This window comes from Fodinibius sp. SL11 (genome assembly GCF_052060035.1).
GTDB lineage: Bacteria > Bacteroidota > Rhodothermia > Balneolales > Balneolaceae > Fodinibius.
On sequence record NZ_JBPOEA010000015.1, the window covers coordinates 57,664 to 73,445 of the forward strand.

Consider the following 15,782-nt stretch of genomic DNA (forward strand, 5'->3'; position numbering starts at 1 on the left):
ATTATTGCAATGGTAGAATTTATTTTAGCAATAGACAAATAAAGCGCAGAAAGAAACTAATTTATTTACGCTGTTCAGCTGTTGGCTTTAACGCGAGATCCCAATGGCAAACGTTCAACGGCATCAAGTGCCGGCGAAGGATCTCCCATAATGTAAAAATGGATGCCGGGCGCACCGCCCTCTAACAGTTCAGTACACTGCTGGGCAGCCCATTCCACCCCAATCTGACGTGCTTTATCAGGATTAGCTTGCACTTCATGCGATAATGCCTCGGGTATATTCAGATGGAAAAATTTGGGCAGAAAGTTAAGATGTCGCTCTCGGGTCAACACTTTTAATCCCGGTACAATGGGACAATCAATACCGGCATCTCTACATTTTTCCACAAAGCGAAAATAAGCATCATTGTTAAAAAACATCTGCGTTACAATATAATCGCCGCCCCCATCCACCTTTTCTTTCAACTTTGCGATATCGAAATCCAAGTTGGGCGCTTCAAAATGTTTTTCAGGATATCCAGCCACACCCACACAGAAGTTCGTTTCGTGCGCATTTACGATATCCTCAAGATATTCACCGTGATTCATATCCTTAATCTGCTTTACCAGATCAATCGCATATTTATTGTAAGTCCCATTTTTAATGCGTGGAGTAGAATCGTCGGTAGAATCCCCCCGAATAGCCAACACATTATCAATTCCCAAAAAGTTGAGCTCTATAAGCGCATCTTCGGTCTCTTCCTTTGTAAATCCTTCACAAATTAAATGTGGGACGGGATCCACTCCATACTTATGCTTTATAGCCGCACAAAGCCCAATCGTGCCGGGTCGCTTTCGCTTGATATGGCGCTTAATCGTACCATCAGGCAGCTCCTCGTAATACGATTCTGCCGCGTGATAAGTCACATCGATAAAAGGCGGATTATACTTCATCACCTTGTCCAGCGACTCAAAAACTTTATTTACCGACCCACCGCGTTTGGGGGGAATTATCTCGAAGGAGATTAACGGTTCTGTTGCACGATCGTAATGCTCAATAACTTTCATTTACTCTGCTATTATTTGTACCTTTTGTTACGCAAAAATTTTTGGACCTCCTGCGGGTTTTCGCAAGAAAATTTAATGTGTTAAAGGTAATCACTTCGCAGCTTAGTTGAAAAGTTTTTGTGCAACCACAAGTACCTAATAATCAATTACCTAGACGTTTTTACATGCAATTTGATAAACTAACCGGTCTGCTAAAAGATCGCATCTTGATTCTGGACGGTGCCATGGGCACAATGATTCAGAATCACAACCTCACCGAAGAAGACTACCGCGGCGAACGCTTTAAAGATTACGACAAGGGGGATCTCAAAGGAAATAACGACCTGCTGAGTCTAACCCAGCCCGATATCATCAAAGATATTCACCGGCAATTCCTTTCTGCGGGATCCGATATTATCGAAACCAATACCTTCAACGCCACCTCCATTTCGCAGGCTGATTACCATATGCAGGATCTGGCCTATGAAATGAACGTGGCCGCTGCTAAAAATGCACGACAGGTTGCTGATGAGTTTACGGATAAAAATCCCGACAAACCTCGTTTCGTGGCCGGTGCTATTGGTCCTACAAACAAAACGCTTTCCCTGTCGCCGGATGTAGAAGATCCCGGCTATCGCGCTATTTCTTTTGATCAGCTGAAAGAGGCCTATAGTGAGCAAATCCTCGGATTGGTAGATGGAGGAGCGGACATTCTGCTTGTGGAAACAATTTTTGATACGCTCAATGCCAAAGCTGCTATTTACGCAATCCATAAATTCCAGGAAGAGACGGGCCAGGAAATCCCGGTTATGATTTCGGGGACGATCGTCGACCAGAGCGGGCGAACGCTTTCGGGACAGACAACCGAGGCATTTTGGATTTCAGTATCACATACCAAGAATTTGCTGAGCGTAGGCTTGAACTGCTCATTGGGATCCAAGCAAATGCGTCCCTATATCGAGGAGTTGGCTGACAAAGCCACCTGTTTTACCAGTCTCTATCCTAATGCGGGGCTGCCCGACGAGATGGGCGAATACAATGAGTCGCCGGAGTTTATGGCTGATCAACTGCGGGATTATGCTGAATCGGACTTTGTGAATCTTGTAGGTGGATGTTGTGGTACAACGCCCGAACATATTGAAGCCATTGCTGAAGCCGCCAAAGAATGTGAACCTCGAGAGATTCCGGAACAAGAACCATATTTACGTCTTAGTGGACTGGAACCATTGGTTGTTCGCCCGGACACGAACTTTGTTAATATCGGTGAACGCACTAATGTGATGGGATCGCGCAAATTTAAGCGGCTCATCAAAAATGAGGAGTACGAAGAAGCCCTTTCTGTAGCACGTCAACAAGTCGAAAATGGTGCCCAGATCATTGATATCAACATGGATGAGGGCATGCTGGAATCCGAAGAGGTGATGGTCGATTTTCTGCAGCTCGTTGCTGCTGAGCCCGATATTTCGCGCGTACCCATCATGATCGACTCATCAAAATGGTCAGTTCTTAAGGCAGGACTCAAAACCACTCAGGGAAAATGCGTAGTCAATTCCATTTCACTCAAAGAAGGCGAAGAGGAGTTCAAACAGCAGGCACGGGAGATCCTCAACTATGGGGCAGCTGTGGTGGTCATGGGCTTCGACGAAAAAGGTCAGGCCGACAGTTATGAACGACGCATTGAGATTGCCGAACGAGCTTATAATATACTTACTAAAGAAGTGGGATTTGCTCCTCAGGATATCATTTTAGATCCCAATATTTTAACGGTGGCTACCGGTATCGAAGAGCATAACAACTATGCCGTTGACTTTATTAGAGCTACCGAATGGATTAAGGAGAACCTCCCGCTGGCTAAAGTGAGTGGCGGCCTCAGTAACATCTCGTTTTCCTTCCGCGGTAACAATAAAGTCCGCGAAGCCATGCACTCGGCTTTTCTGTATCATGCTATCAACGCCGGACTTGATATGGCAATTGTTAATGCCGGCCAACTGGAAGTCTATGAAGAAATTCCCAAGAAATTAAAAGAACTGGTTGAAGATGTACTGCTCAATCGTCGGGATGACGCCACCGAACGGCTGGTCGATTATGCTGAAGAGATTAAGGACAATAAGACTGAAACCAAACAAAAAACACAGGAATGGCGTACCCGACCCGTTGAAAAACGTATCGAACACGCCCTTGTCAAAGGCATCGTTGATCATATAGTAGATGATGTTGAGGAAGCTCGTCAGAAATATGATCAACCTATTGAAGTGATTGAAGGTCCGATGATGTCCGGGATGGATGTAGTAGGTGATCTTTTTGGGTCGGGCAAGATGTTTCTGCCACAGGTAGTAAAAAGCGCCCGGGTAATGAAAAAAGGCGTGGCCCACCTGATCCCCTATATCGAGAAAGAAAAAGAGAAGAATCAAAACAGCGAACCCAAAGCCAAAGTACTACTGGCAACCGTTAAAGGCGATGTTCACGACATTGGTAAAAATATCGTTTCGGTGGTATTGCGCTGTAATAATTTTGATGTGATCGACCTTGGCGTTATGGTGCCGGCCGATAAAATCCTGGAGGAGGCGCGTAAACACAATGTCGATATTATTGGGCTAAGTGGTCTTATTACCCCCTCACTGGATGAGATGGTACACGTGGCCAAAGAGTTGAAACGCGAAAACTTCGAGCAGCCATTAATGATTGGAGGTGCTACAACCTCCCGCACTCATACAGCGGTCAAGATTGAGCCCAACTACGATCAACCCGTAGTTCATGTATTAGATGCTTCGCGATCCGTTTCGGTAACGGGTAACCTGATATCTAAAACGCTGCACGACGAGTTCGTGAAAAAGATTAAGGATGAATACGTGAAAGTACGGAAACGACATGAAGGACGATCCAGTCGCAAGACCTACTTACCTATTGAAGAAGCACGCAATAATGCCACCGAAATTGATTGGAAAGCTACCGACATCGTAAAACCAAACGAGTTGGGCACAAAGGTTTTCGATAACTATCCGCTGGAGGAAATTCGTAACTATATCGACTGGGGACCATTTTTTATCGCCTGGCAGATGAAGGGTAAGTTCCCCGATGTGCTGGAAGACGAAAAATACGGTGAAGAAGCACAGAAGTTATATGACGATGCCAATGAGCTTCTCGATAAAATCATCGATCAAAAGCTGTTAAAAGCCCGTGCGGTCTTGGGTTTATATCCCGCCAATACCGTGGGCGATGATGTGGAATTGTATACCGATGACAACCGCGAAGAAGTCCTCACTACCTTCCACATGCTACGTCAGCAAGCCAAGAAGCGAAAAGGGCAACCCAACAAGGCCCTGTCTGATTTTATAGCTCCCAAAGAATCAGGGATCAACGATTACATGGGCGGCTTTGCCGTAACGTGTGGCATTGGAGCTCCGGAACTGGTCAAACAGTTTGAAGACAATCACGACGATTATAATGCCATACTCACAAAGGCCTTAGCCGATCGTCTTGCAGAGGCTTTTACAGAACTACTGCACGAAAAGGTACGCAAACAAATATGGGGTTACGCGCCCAACGAAAGCTACAGTAACGATTCCTTAATTCGCGAAGAGTATGACGGCATCCGGCCCGCACCCGGCTATCCGGCTCAGCCCGACCACACCGAAAAGCGAATTCTTTTTGATTTACTGGATGCACCGGAAAAAACAGGTATTACCCTAACTGAATCATATGCCATGCACCCGGCAGCCTCGGTTAGCGGCTTGTACTTTGCGCATCCTGAGTCGGACTATTTTAATGTAGGTAACTTTGAAAAAGATCAAATCGAGGATTATGCCAAACGTAAAGATATGAGGGTTAGCGAAGTTGAGCGGTGGTTGGGTCCCAATCTGAATTACGAACCGGAATAACATCAAGCCTGAAAGATTTCTAAGATCTTTCAGGCTTTAGTAGGCTAACTTCACACGATATTACAATCATTCACTATCAATGTTATTTATTGCGCTTCTTATCAGTCCATACCCTAACAGGCCACTTATCAATGAGCCCGATATAATGCCAACCTTTGCATACTCTAAAAATACTGCCGATTCAAAAGAAAGCCCTCCTATAAATAGCGACATAGTGAATCCTACACCGCTTAAACAAGCAAGACCGTAAACAATTTTCCATGTCCCTTTTTGCTCAGGAAAGGTACTGAGCCCAACGATCTTCATTAAGAAAGCTGCCGAAAATATTCCTATCTGTTTCCCAAAGAAAAGTCCAAGTAAAATACCCCAAGTCAATGTTGACGAAAAAGCTTCTGCAATTAATTGGCTATCGAAAGCTACCCCTGCATTAGCAAAAGCAAAAATAGGAATAATTCCATAAGCTACCCATGGGTGCAAATTATGTTCAAGTCTGTGCAAGGGAGATTCCGACTCTGAAACTACATCATCCATATAATTCAATGCCGTCTCACGAGCTTCTCCCTGATCATTTTTTAATGCATGCTTGAAAAGGCTTACAGCACCTTCGGCTTTCTTAAGTAGACTATTAAGACTTGTGTTGCGAGTTGCAGGGATCATAAGCCCAAGAACAACTCCAGCAATTGTGGCATGTACTCCTGATTTTAGTACCGCTACCCACATTATAATACCCACTATCATATAAAATCCAATTCTCCTTACATCCATCAGATTAAAAATAAGAAGTACGATAAAACACCCTGCCGCAACAGCCAAAGCTGTCATTTGGATACTTGCTGTATAAAAAAGTGCAATAGCCATTACCGCAATTAAATCATCAACTACTGCGACCGCTGTTAGAAACACCTTTGCCCAGATGGGTACTTTAGACCCCAGTAGCGTAAGGATTCCAATGGCAAATGCAATATCAGTTGCAATTGCTATGGCCCAACCCTGCGAAAATTCGGTTCCTGCATTTAACGCAAAAAAGATGGCTCCGGGAACCAAGGCACCGCCCAATGCTGCCACGATAGGAGTAAGTGCAAGTTTAAAATTAGACAGCTCCCCATATTTTAGTTCTCTTTTTATTTCTAAACCAATTAACAAAAAGAAAACAGCCATTAGTCCGTCATTAATCCAAAGAAGCAACGGCTTTTCAATGTTAAGTGATGGAGTACCAACCGTGAGTGTTGATTGAAAGAAATTAAAATAACTTTCACTCATAGGGCTGTTGGCAATGAGCAAGGCCAGAACTGTAGTAATGAGTAACAAAATCCCCGATGAAGATTCTGTTTTAAAAAACTCTTGAATAGGCGTCAGTGGATTAAATGTTATTTTATTTTTCATTTCTCTTTATATTTATAGGCATTTTATTAATGATCACTTCTTTTTTGTTGCCATTTGCAAGATCGGCTACACATATAAATTAGGTTACAAGGCCGAAAGTACTGCGAAAAATCATGGTCATATATAAATTAAAGAAGTATTTATGCTTTTAATTCCCTTATAGCATCGGGATTTCCAATAATCGTAAGCTCATCTTCGGCTTCCAGCACAGTATCACCATGAGGAATAATTAAATCCTCGTCTCTGTAGATGATAGCTACCAAGCAATCGCCCGGTAAATTAACATCCCCGATCTTCTTTCCTTTTTGACGATTTAGGAATTCATTTTCAGAAATAAATAGATGGATAAAGTGTTCATCGCTTATAAGCACTTCTCTAAGCTGCTTTTCTGATTTTGCCTCGTACCACCGCTGCAAGAAACTGGGTTGGTTTACAATCTCTGCCAAGTGCCCGACGAGACGCATATCAAGGCCATAAGCTTCTACAGGAGTAATGAGAAATATCAATGTATGCTTCTCTTCATCAATTTCACTCGATAATTTATCACCCGACTTATTTATTCTAAACCCAACCATCTCAGCGGTGGTAATAGCTTCATATCCTATCTGGCATATAACAACTCCCTTCCCAATATTATAAGTATTGGTTTTATATTGTTTCTGCAACTCATGTTTAATCTCATCCGTTCCTTTATTTGTACGACCCGAAAATATCTCTGCAGTAATATCTGTGCATTCATCAAGCAACTTTTTGCTTTCACTGATATCTCTGATGACACTCCGAGCTACAACTTGTTCATAAGCTAATTTATCCTCACCGTTTTTTTCATTCAGAATCGACATTAGCTCATATTCGAGTGCTTCGTATCTTTTACGACCAAGCCGCTCGTGGACATGAAAAATAGCCCCTTGCCGCTCTATCTTTTCTCCGGCATAATAGAAGTACCAAACGATGCAGAGCACAATCATTATCCCGGTTAGAGAAACAGGCATCAGCCCCATTTCTGCGATGAGCCACACAGGGATTAACATGCCAGCTATCTGCACCCATGGATACAACGGAGATCGAAATCCGGGTGAATATGCATCAATCTTGCTCTCGCGCATTACCACAACTGCAAGGCTCATCAAGCCAAAAAGGATCAATTGAAATGCACTTGCCAGCTTGGCTACCGCTTCTACATCAAAAACTAATAGAACAACCGCCATCAAAATTATCGTTACTGTAATTGCAAACGAGGGCGTCCCAGTTTTTCCTAATTTAGAAAATCTGGGACTAATTAACTCATCCCTCGACATTGCAAAGGGGTATCTGGAAGCTGACATAATTCCAGCATTTCCAGTTGATGCAAAAGCAGCAACAGCTGCAACAACAACTGCTGTGACGCCCCATGATCCAGGCAGCCACGACAAAAACTTTTTACCCGCATCAGCAACTGGAGTGAGACTTGCATAAAATTCTTCAGGATTAAGCACATTTAACATGATATAAACACCTAATACGTAAATGATAGCAGCGGTAAAAAGCGACAATATCATGCTCAACGGAATATTTCTATCTGGATTCTGAACTTCCTCAGCAACACTTGTTACCTTTGTAAGGCCGGCGTAGGAAACAATTACAAGTCCAATGGTATATGTAAAACCATGGATCCCATTCCGGAAAAAGTCTGAATATTCACTATAGGTGCTCGTTGCTTCTGACCCCCAAACAACCGATAATCCCTGAATAATAAATACGGTCATGATTCCCAGCAGCGTGGCTACGAGGATACGCTGCAATAACGTTGTCTCTTTGGCTCCATATATATTGAGCACCCCAAATATTACTGTGAGGATAAGAGCTAACTGCGTAATTGGCACATTCACATAAAGCGACAAATAGGCCCCCATACCAATCAATGCGAAGGCGCTCTTAAAAATCAGAGCAAACCAGGAACCAAGTCCTCCCACAGTACCTATCATTGGTCCTAAGCTGCGATCTAAAAAATAATAGGTCCCTCCTGCCTTAGGCATAGCAGTTGACAATTCTGCCACGCTCAACATCGAAGGTATCATTAACAAACCAGACGCAAGATAGGCTAAATAAACAGATGCCCCGGTTTCAGCAGCTGCAATTCCCGGCAGCAGAAAGAAACCCGAACTAAACATGGCCCCCGTACTAATTGCATAGACATCAAATAGGCCTAACTCCTTATTAAGTTTTCTTTTTTTCATCTTATTCTGAGCTTATTTCATTTTATTAGCTTCTGCCACACTTTCTTAATAATTCTTTGGTTTACAAGTACTTTACTTGTAGAGAATTGATATGGCAAATAGTCGCGAAGCCGGTACGGATTAATTCAGTAGTGATATGCGTTCAAGAAAATAATTTGGATGATAACTTCTTGTAGTGTTGGCAACTACAAGAGTCATGCACAAGTGGCATTTCGTAATCCGAACCGAAAAAAGAGAGGATATAAAACAAACTGTCTTAAGCAAGGTTTTAGAATACATAGCCAGGGGCTGTTAATTTTTCAATTGCAGTTTAGCTAACCAGGGGCAAACCTTACTTATGAAATCAACCAATCGAGTTGGTTGGCGCCCATAAACAGACACCCCTTATTTTTATCAGATCTAAATAACGTATAAATTATAAGTCTTGCAACTTTTTTTGAGCACAAAATGAAAAAAATCGTTCGTCCATTTTTTATATTCGTTTTACGAAATGGGAAAAATTTCCAACCAAAAGTACGATTAAACTACCAACCACTGTATATAACGGCCATGCAATAACCAGCGGTTCGCCGGGCAATACGTTATGGATAGGCCCCTCGACCATAAACAGTAATGAAACCAATCCCACGAAAAAAGCAATCATCGCATCATTTTTATCAGGTTTAGGAAATAACCGTCCCAGTAAGAAAGCCCCGAGCAATCCGCCGTATGTATAAGATGCAATGCCGAGCCCCAATTCTACAACAGCCGGACGTTCGCCCTCTTGGAGCTGCAAGTAGGCAAAAAAGAAGGCCGATCCGGTTAAAATGACCGCCCAAATAATGGTAATAATCCGAGAGATCTTCAGATCTTCGGCTTGGGTATTTTTCTTTCCAAAATATGGTTTATACAAGTCCAGCGTAGTGGAGGATGCCAATGAGTTGAGTGACGAACTGAGGCTGCTCATCGCTGCTGCAAACAGGGAGGCAATGATCAATCCCGATAGCCCCACCGGCAATTCTTCAACAATAAACTTGGCAAAAATTTCGTCCGTGGTTGCCAGTCCCAGTGCCTGGGCAGATTGCGCATCATAAAAAGCATACAGCAATAGGCCAATAAATAGAAATAATCCAAACTGAAGGGCTACGACCACCCCACTCCATACTAATGCTCGCTGACTATTATCTACATTGCGGGTCGTCAGCAAACGCTGAACAATCAGCTGATCGGTTCCGTGAGAAGCGATTGAAAAAATAGCGCCACCAATCAGAGCAGTAAAAAAGGTATAAGGTTGGGCAATAAAATCAGCGAATGGCTGGCCAAAGCCCCAATCAATAATCTGTAATTTTCCGCTGTCAGAAGCTACTGTCATAGCTCCGCTCAGGCCGTTAGGCAGATCATAAAGGATAATACCAATTGCCAACGCCGCACCACCAATATAGACCCCCATCTGAATGACATCCATCCAGACAACCGCCTTGATTCCGCCAACTAATGTATAAATAAGGGTGATTAGAGAGATAGCTGCTATAGCTAATAGGTATACTTCAAAATCGCCCCAAGCTGTAAACGCACCGCCCAATCGAAGAATAATCGCCAGCGGAATAGCCGTAGCAAAAAGGCGGACGCCATCAGCCAACAGGCGGGTAATCATAAACGTAGTACTGGTGACATTTCGCATGGAGGGTCCGAACCGCTGCTCTAAAAACTGGTAAGCCGTGGTTTGCTTTCCCTTAAAATAGGCAGGCAGTAACAGCTTGCTGACTAAAATGCGTCCAACGATATAACCCAGTGTAATTTGTAGAAAGGTGAGATTACCGCCATAGGCTACCGCGGGAATACTAATAAACGTGAGGGTGCTCGTCTCAGTTGCCACCACCGAAAACATAACCGCCCACCAAGGAAGGCCCTCTCCTCCCATAAAATAATCGGCAGTAGAGGCTTGACGTCCCGCAGCGTATATTCCCAATCCGGCTACACCGATCAGATAGATAAAAATGACGACATAATCTATGACAGAAAATTCCAAACTGTTCCCAACTTAATTAAAGTCATTTGAAAGCTGTCAGTATAGCAATTTATTTGTAGGATTACAGGAGTCTTCAGCATGAATTATAATTTAAGCATTTAGCACTCAGATATTTTAAAACTTGGTTCATTTTTTTGCGAACAACTGCTAAATACCGTTGATTAACCAATCTATTATTGTCTATAATTTTAAAACCTGTTCTCCATGAACCCTTCCATCAAAAAACTTTCTGATATTGCTCAAAAAACGAGCAAAACTATTATTGGATTAATGTCCGGCACCTCACTGGATGGATTGGATATCGCGTTGTGCGAAATATCTGGGATAGGACCATCAACAAAAGTAGAGCTCAAAAACTTTGCTTCTGTACCCTACGATTCAGCATTTAAAAACCGACTGAAAGCAATCACTTCCGTCCCTAACGTCTCGCTCCAAGAAGTTACTCTTATGCACACCTATCTTGGCAACTACCACGGGGAATTAATACTGAAATGTCTCAGAAAATGGGCCGTGGCTCCTTCTGAAATTGACTGTATTGCCAGTCACGGGCAAACCATTTTCCACGCTCCAAAACAACAGCACAATCAACCACAGATGCCCAATGCTACTCTTCAAATTGGGGATGGTGATCATATTGCGCATAAAACCAGTATTCTCACCATTAGTGACTTTCGCCAAAAACACACTGCTGCCGGAGGTGAAGGGGCCCCGATGGCTGGTTTTATTGATGAAATGCTATTCACGCATGATACGGAAGATCGAATTGTTTTAAATATTGGAGGCATCGCTAACTTTACCTACCTGCCCGCTAAATCAAAAGACCGACCTTCGATTACCACCGATACCGGTCCCGGCAACACGCTGATTGATGCTGCTGTCCGACAATTATTTTCAAAAGAATTTGATCAGGATGGTAAAATTGCTAAGCATGGTTCTGTGAATGCGGATGCTTTGGCTGCCTTTAAGTCCGATCCATATTTCCGGAAGCCGTTGCCAAAAACAACCGGACCTGAATTTTTTAACCTCCACTGGGTTGAGAATAAACTATCAAAAGCGGGGATTACTAATGTTTCCAATGATGATTTTGTTGCCACCCTTACCCGCTTAACAGCCGAAACTATTGCGGAATCGATTAAAAGCATTTTAGATGACAAATCGCACCCCCCTCTGTATGTAAGCGGTGGTGGATTCCACAATCCGGTACTCATGGATTGGCTTCGTAAGCTATTACCTGATATTACTATTAGCTCCTTTGAAAATTTAGGTTTCAATCCCGATGCAAAAGAAGCCGTGGTTTTTGCAGTATTAGCTAACGAAATGCTTGCCGGAGAAGGGTTTAAAATGGAGTCTGCCCAAACTGAAAATATAAGTTTTGGTAAAATTTCTTTCCCGAATTAAACTTTATGGCTAATCTTTTAACCACTCATAAAATTTCTGGACTGCTTTACCTCGGTGGCTGATCTTATTTTTTATCTCAGGATCTAATTCAGCAAATGTTTTCTTATAAGAAGCAGGAACAAAAACCGGATCATACCCAAATCCTCCGCTCCCCTGCTCTTTCGTAATAATTGTTCCACGACATATTCCTTCAAATGTGTGGAACTCTTCCTCAGTGACTAAGGCAGCCACTGTTCGGAATTGTGCTCCACGCCGCTCCATGGGTACATCGTTAAGCTCATCCAACAACTTGTCAACATTATCCTGATATGTTGCATTTTCGCCTGCATACCGCGCTGAATAGACTCCCGGGCGTCCATTCAAAGCATCAACTTCGAGCCCGGTATCATCAGATAAAGCAGGGAGCCCCGTCTTCTTATGTACATAACGGGCCTTTTTCAGGGCATTGCCTTCCAGCGTATCGGCATCCTCCTCGACCTCTTCCAGGGCGGGGAAATCGTAAGTGGATTTCAGCTCGATTCCCAACGGGGAGAGCGTTTCACGAAGCTCTTCAATCTTATGCTTGTTACGCGAAGCTAAAACAATGGTATCCATAATCTTGATCGTTCTTCTCTCTTACTCTGCGTCTTTTGATTCATTCAATATTTCCTGCATCTGATGCCACTTTAGTCGTGGACCAAATTGGGATACTACTTTTGATCCCGCAAGACTGGCCAGCTTACCGGCGCCGGCAAATCCCATCCCGTTCGTAATGCCATATAAAAATGCACCCGCATACATATCGCCTGCCCCATTGGTATCAACTGCTTTTACATCATAGGGCTCAATATCGATAAAAGTGTCCCCGTCATAAATCATTGCTCCGTTCGCTCCCTGTGTGATTACAAATCTCTTGGCTTCTTTCTTTAATGCTTCGCGGGCTTCTTTCAAATTACTTTTGCCCGTATAGATTTTAGCCTCTTTTTCATTACAGAATAATAGATCGACGGATGCTCCTATAATATCATCAAATCTACTTTTGAATCCTTCAACAATAGCGGGGTCTGACAGTGTGAGCGCTGTTTTCACATCGTTTTGCTGGGCAATTTTCTTTGTTTGATTCATGACCTCAAAACCGTTCTCCGAAGTAACCAAATAGCCCTCGATATAGACATACTCAGAATCACGGATCGCCAATTCGTCAATTTCATTTGTAGAAATATTTTGGGTGATGCCGAGGTAGGTATTCATTGTTCGTTCAGCATCATCAGTAACCATCACCAGACATTTACCGGTGATTCCGTCTTCTCTTTCTTGACGGTCAAAGTTCGTGTCAATGCCCGCTTCTTTCATGTCTTCCAAGTATAAATCTCCAAAAGGATCATTGGCCACCTTGCAGGAATAAAATGCCTTGCCACCAAACTGGCTTACAGCAAACACGGTATTGGCTGCAGATCCGCCCGGCTTCTCAACGGTTTCTTCACGGTTAATATCGCTAATAAGTCGGGATTGAGCTTCCTCATCAACGAGTGTCATTACCCCCTTTTCCACATCGTGTTTTTCTAAAAAGTCATCACCGATTTCAAATTCCATATCGACCAGCGCATTACCGATGCCGTAAACGTTATACTTCTTCTTCATAAAAGACTCTGATTATTCAAACTGAAATTATGTCGATCAAATAACGTGCGGATAATACGAACTCTTGAGGGCCTAATAAAGTTGAGATCCCCAAATAAAAAAGGCATCTGCCTCATAAAAGACAGATGCCAAAATTTTAAAACGACTTCCTAATCCTTATTGCGATATGATTGGATCGGGATCGCCATCCGGATCGTTTGATGCGGATCCGTTACTGGTTGGGTTACCACCTGTTACCAACAAAACACCCGCAGCGTGCGGACTTGCCATTGATGTACCGCTGATGGTATTGGTACCACCATCATTCCAGGTAGAGAGAATGTCCACACCAGGTGCGGCATATTCTACCGGGGGATCAGTTGGACCAGAATAATTAGAAAATGAAGCAAATACATCATTTACATCTGTCGCTGAAATAGTCCAAACGTTATTATATTCAACGCGCGCCGGTGAGTAGTTATTTGCGTCGTCACCATCATTTCCGGCGGCTACGGCAAAATAAACACCTTGATCTGCCGCATTGCGTACGGCATCATCAACAGCATCAGAAGTTCCGCCACCAAGGCTCATATTTGCGACATCACCGGGGGAAGCATTCTGGGCTACGTAATCGATGCCGTTAATAACCCCAGAATAGGAACCACTTCCACGACTGTCCAGAACCTTTACGCCTACAACTGATGCCCCGGCAGCAACACCTACAACACCAATGTCATTATCCAGCGCAGCAATTGTGCCTGCGACGTGAGTACCGTGACCGTTTCCGTCGTCAGCACTTTTAGAATCTTTTCCTTTAGTTATAAAAGTAGCACTTCGAGATTCATCAACATTCAAATCAGGGTGATCCAAGTCAACCCCGGAATCAATAACCCAAGCTGTTCCGTTACTTGCAGTTGCACCGCCTACACGATCGATACCCCATGGCGTAACTTGTCCACCGGTACCACCGCCGTTACCACCATCACCGTCACACGGATCGCCATTGGGCGTACCGCACGGTGGAGCCAGCGTAAACATCTGGTCTTCTTCGATATAATCAACACGATCATCTTTCTTAAGATCTGCTAATTGTCCATCACTTAAAATAGCGGCAAAACCTTTCAACGCTACATTATATTCCCCAACCACCGATTCTTTGGTTATGTTATAATCGGTGAACATTTTGCTTCGAACCTGTTTAAGCTTTGAGATGTCAGCTCCAAGAGCTTTACCCTGTGCATCTTTGTTTTTGAAGACCACAATATATTGATCCTCAATAGGTTGAGTAGTTTGTTCTTTGAGTTCTTCCTGTTGATCTTCTTGGTCAACATTAGTCGTAGGCTGATCACAAGCTGTGATCCCAAAAACTACTAATGCAATAACCAAGGTTGCTCTAAAGAATGCATTACGCATAATTTATCCCTGATTTTATTAAAGTTAATTTCGCCATTTTGACGAATATGAAAGAGCAGGATTCCCTGTTTTGATCTAATACCCTAAAGAAAATTACAACCAAAACATCCCGCTATAGATTTAAAAGATTACTAACCAACCCATTTGTTACGGATAAGTCAAATATTTAAGCTAAAAAAACTTAAATGCTAAATATCAAAGTGTTTAATAGACTGATAAATAAACTTCTATAAACAATAGTTGCTAATTTATAAAAAACCATGCTCATATTTAGCCTTTAGTACTATTAGCCATCCTCTCATTACGTTACTATAAAATGAATTAACTACTTGTACCCTCTTGCGAAATATTGATAAAGAAATATAAACCATTCCATAATCAAGAGGTTGCTATTCCTGATTTACCCAAAATAATTGATTACATTTTCGTGAGATAAACCATGCGAATCTGATATCTTAAAGAATATACTTCGACTTTTCTGAGAGCCAATTAAGGAAGTATCTACACGATATAATGGAAGAGTTTTTACAATTTTTAGAACAACGCTTATCCCAAAATCTGCCGGGCCGAAAGGCCCAAGTCGAGATGGCTCCGGAACCGGTTGATGGGGGCGAAATTCGAGAGATGGAGCCGCCGCCGGAAGTCAACAAAAGTAGCGTACTGATTTTGCTTTTCCCCAATGAAGATGATGAAATGGAGCTGGTATTGACGCTGCGAAGCCATGATATTGATCATGGCGGGCAAATCAGTTTCCCCGGCGGACGGTCCGAAGAAGGGGAATCCCTTCCACAAACGGCCCTGCGAGAAGCCAAAGAAGAAATTGGGGTGCCATCCAATACCATAACAGTTGTTGGGGAGCTTA

The 15,782-nt window shown here is 43.0% G+C and carries 10 protein-coding genes; 3 read left to right on the forward strand and 7 right to left on the reverse strand.

What is annotated here, in order from left to right; all coding sequences use genetic code 11:
* Positions 1 to 74 precede the first annotated feature (74 nt).
* Positions 75 to 1,046, reverse strand: coding sequence for a methylenetetrahydrofolate reductase (locus tag ACQ76V_RS13555; protein WP_441001042.1), 972 nt, complete (start codon positions 1,044 to 1,046; stop codon positions 75 to 77).
* A gap of 164 nt (positions 1,047 to 1,210) precedes the next feature.
* Here ACQ76V_RS13555 and metH point away from each other — a divergent pair, with 164 nt between their 5' ends.
* Positions 1,211 to 4,903: a methionine synthase gene (gene metH, locus ACQ76V_RS13560; RefSeq protein WP_441001043.1), complete on the forward strand. Its 3,693-nt coding sequence runs from the start codon at positions 1,211 to 1,213 to the stop codon at positions 4,901 to 4,903.
* Between the two features lie 66 nt (positions 4,904 to 4,969).
* Here metH and nhaA read toward each other — a convergent pair whose 3' ends face one another.
* From nhaA to ACQ76V_RS13575, 3 genes are all read right to left on the reverse strand, one after another.
* Positions 4,970 to 6,286, reverse strand: a complete 1,317-nt coding sequence (gene nhaA, locus ACQ76V_RS13565) for a Na+/H+ antiporter NhaA (RefSeq protein WP_441001044.1) — start codon at positions 6,284 to 6,286, stop codon at positions 4,970 to 4,972.
* Positions 6,287 to 6,426: 140 nt separating this feature from the next.
* The gene (locus ACQ76V_RS13570; protein WP_441001045.1) at positions 6,427 to 8,502 is read right to left on the reverse strand and encodes an amino acid permease; all 2,076 of its coding nucleotides are present in this window, start codon (positions 8,500 to 8,502) and stop codon (positions 6,427 to 6,429) included.
* Between the two features lie 472 nt (positions 8,503 to 8,974).
* Positions 8,975 to 10,510, reverse strand: a complete 1,536-nt coding sequence (locus ACQ76V_RS13575; protein ID WP_441001046.1) for a sodium:solute symporter — start codon at positions 10,508 to 10,510, stop codon at positions 8,975 to 8,977.
* Between the two features lie 204 nt (positions 10,511 to 10,714).
* Here ACQ76V_RS13575 and ACQ76V_RS13580 point away from each other — a divergent pair, with 204 nt between their 5' ends.
* Positions 10,715 to 11,908 (forward strand): anhydro-N-acetylmuramic acid kinase, encoded by a 1,194-nt coding sequence (locus ACQ76V_RS13580; protein WP_441001047.1) that lies wholly within the window; start codon positions 10,715 to 10,717, stop codon positions 11,906 to 11,908.
* 9 nt (positions 11,909 to 11,917) lie between these two features.
* Here ACQ76V_RS13580 and rdgB read toward each other — a convergent pair whose 3' ends face one another.
* The 3 genes from rdgB to ACQ76V_RS13595 all read right to left on the reverse strand — a co-directional run bounded on the left by rdgB (position 11,918) and on the right by ACQ76V_RS13595 (position 14,920).
* Positions 11,918 to 12,502, reverse strand: coding sequence for an RdgB/HAM1 family non-canonical purine NTP pyrophosphatase (gene rdgB, locus ACQ76V_RS13585; RefSeq protein WP_441001048.1), 585 nt, complete (start codon positions 12,500 to 12,502; stop codon positions 11,918 to 11,920).
* Between the two features lie 21 nt (positions 12,503 to 12,523).
* The gene (locus ACQ76V_RS13590) at positions 12,524 to 13,528 is read right to left on the reverse strand and encodes an adenosine kinase (RefSeq protein ID WP_441001049.1); all 1,005 of its coding nucleotides are present in this window, start codon (positions 13,526 to 13,528) and stop codon (positions 12,524 to 12,526) included.
* A 156-nt stretch (positions 13,529 to 13,684) separates the two neighbouring features.
* Positions 13,685 to 14,920, reverse strand: coding sequence for a S8 family peptidase (locus ACQ76V_RS13595; RefSeq protein ID WP_441001050.1), 1,236 nt, complete (start codon positions 14,918 to 14,920; stop codon positions 13,685 to 13,687).
* Between the two features lie 513 nt (positions 14,921 to 15,433).
* On the opposite strand from ACQ76V_RS13595, the gene ACQ76V_RS13600 reads away from it, so the two are divergent.
* Positions 15,434 to 15,782: NUDIX hydrolase (locus tag ACQ76V_RS13600; RefSeq protein WP_441001051.1), on the forward strand; the 349-nt coding region annotated here is incomplete at its 3' end.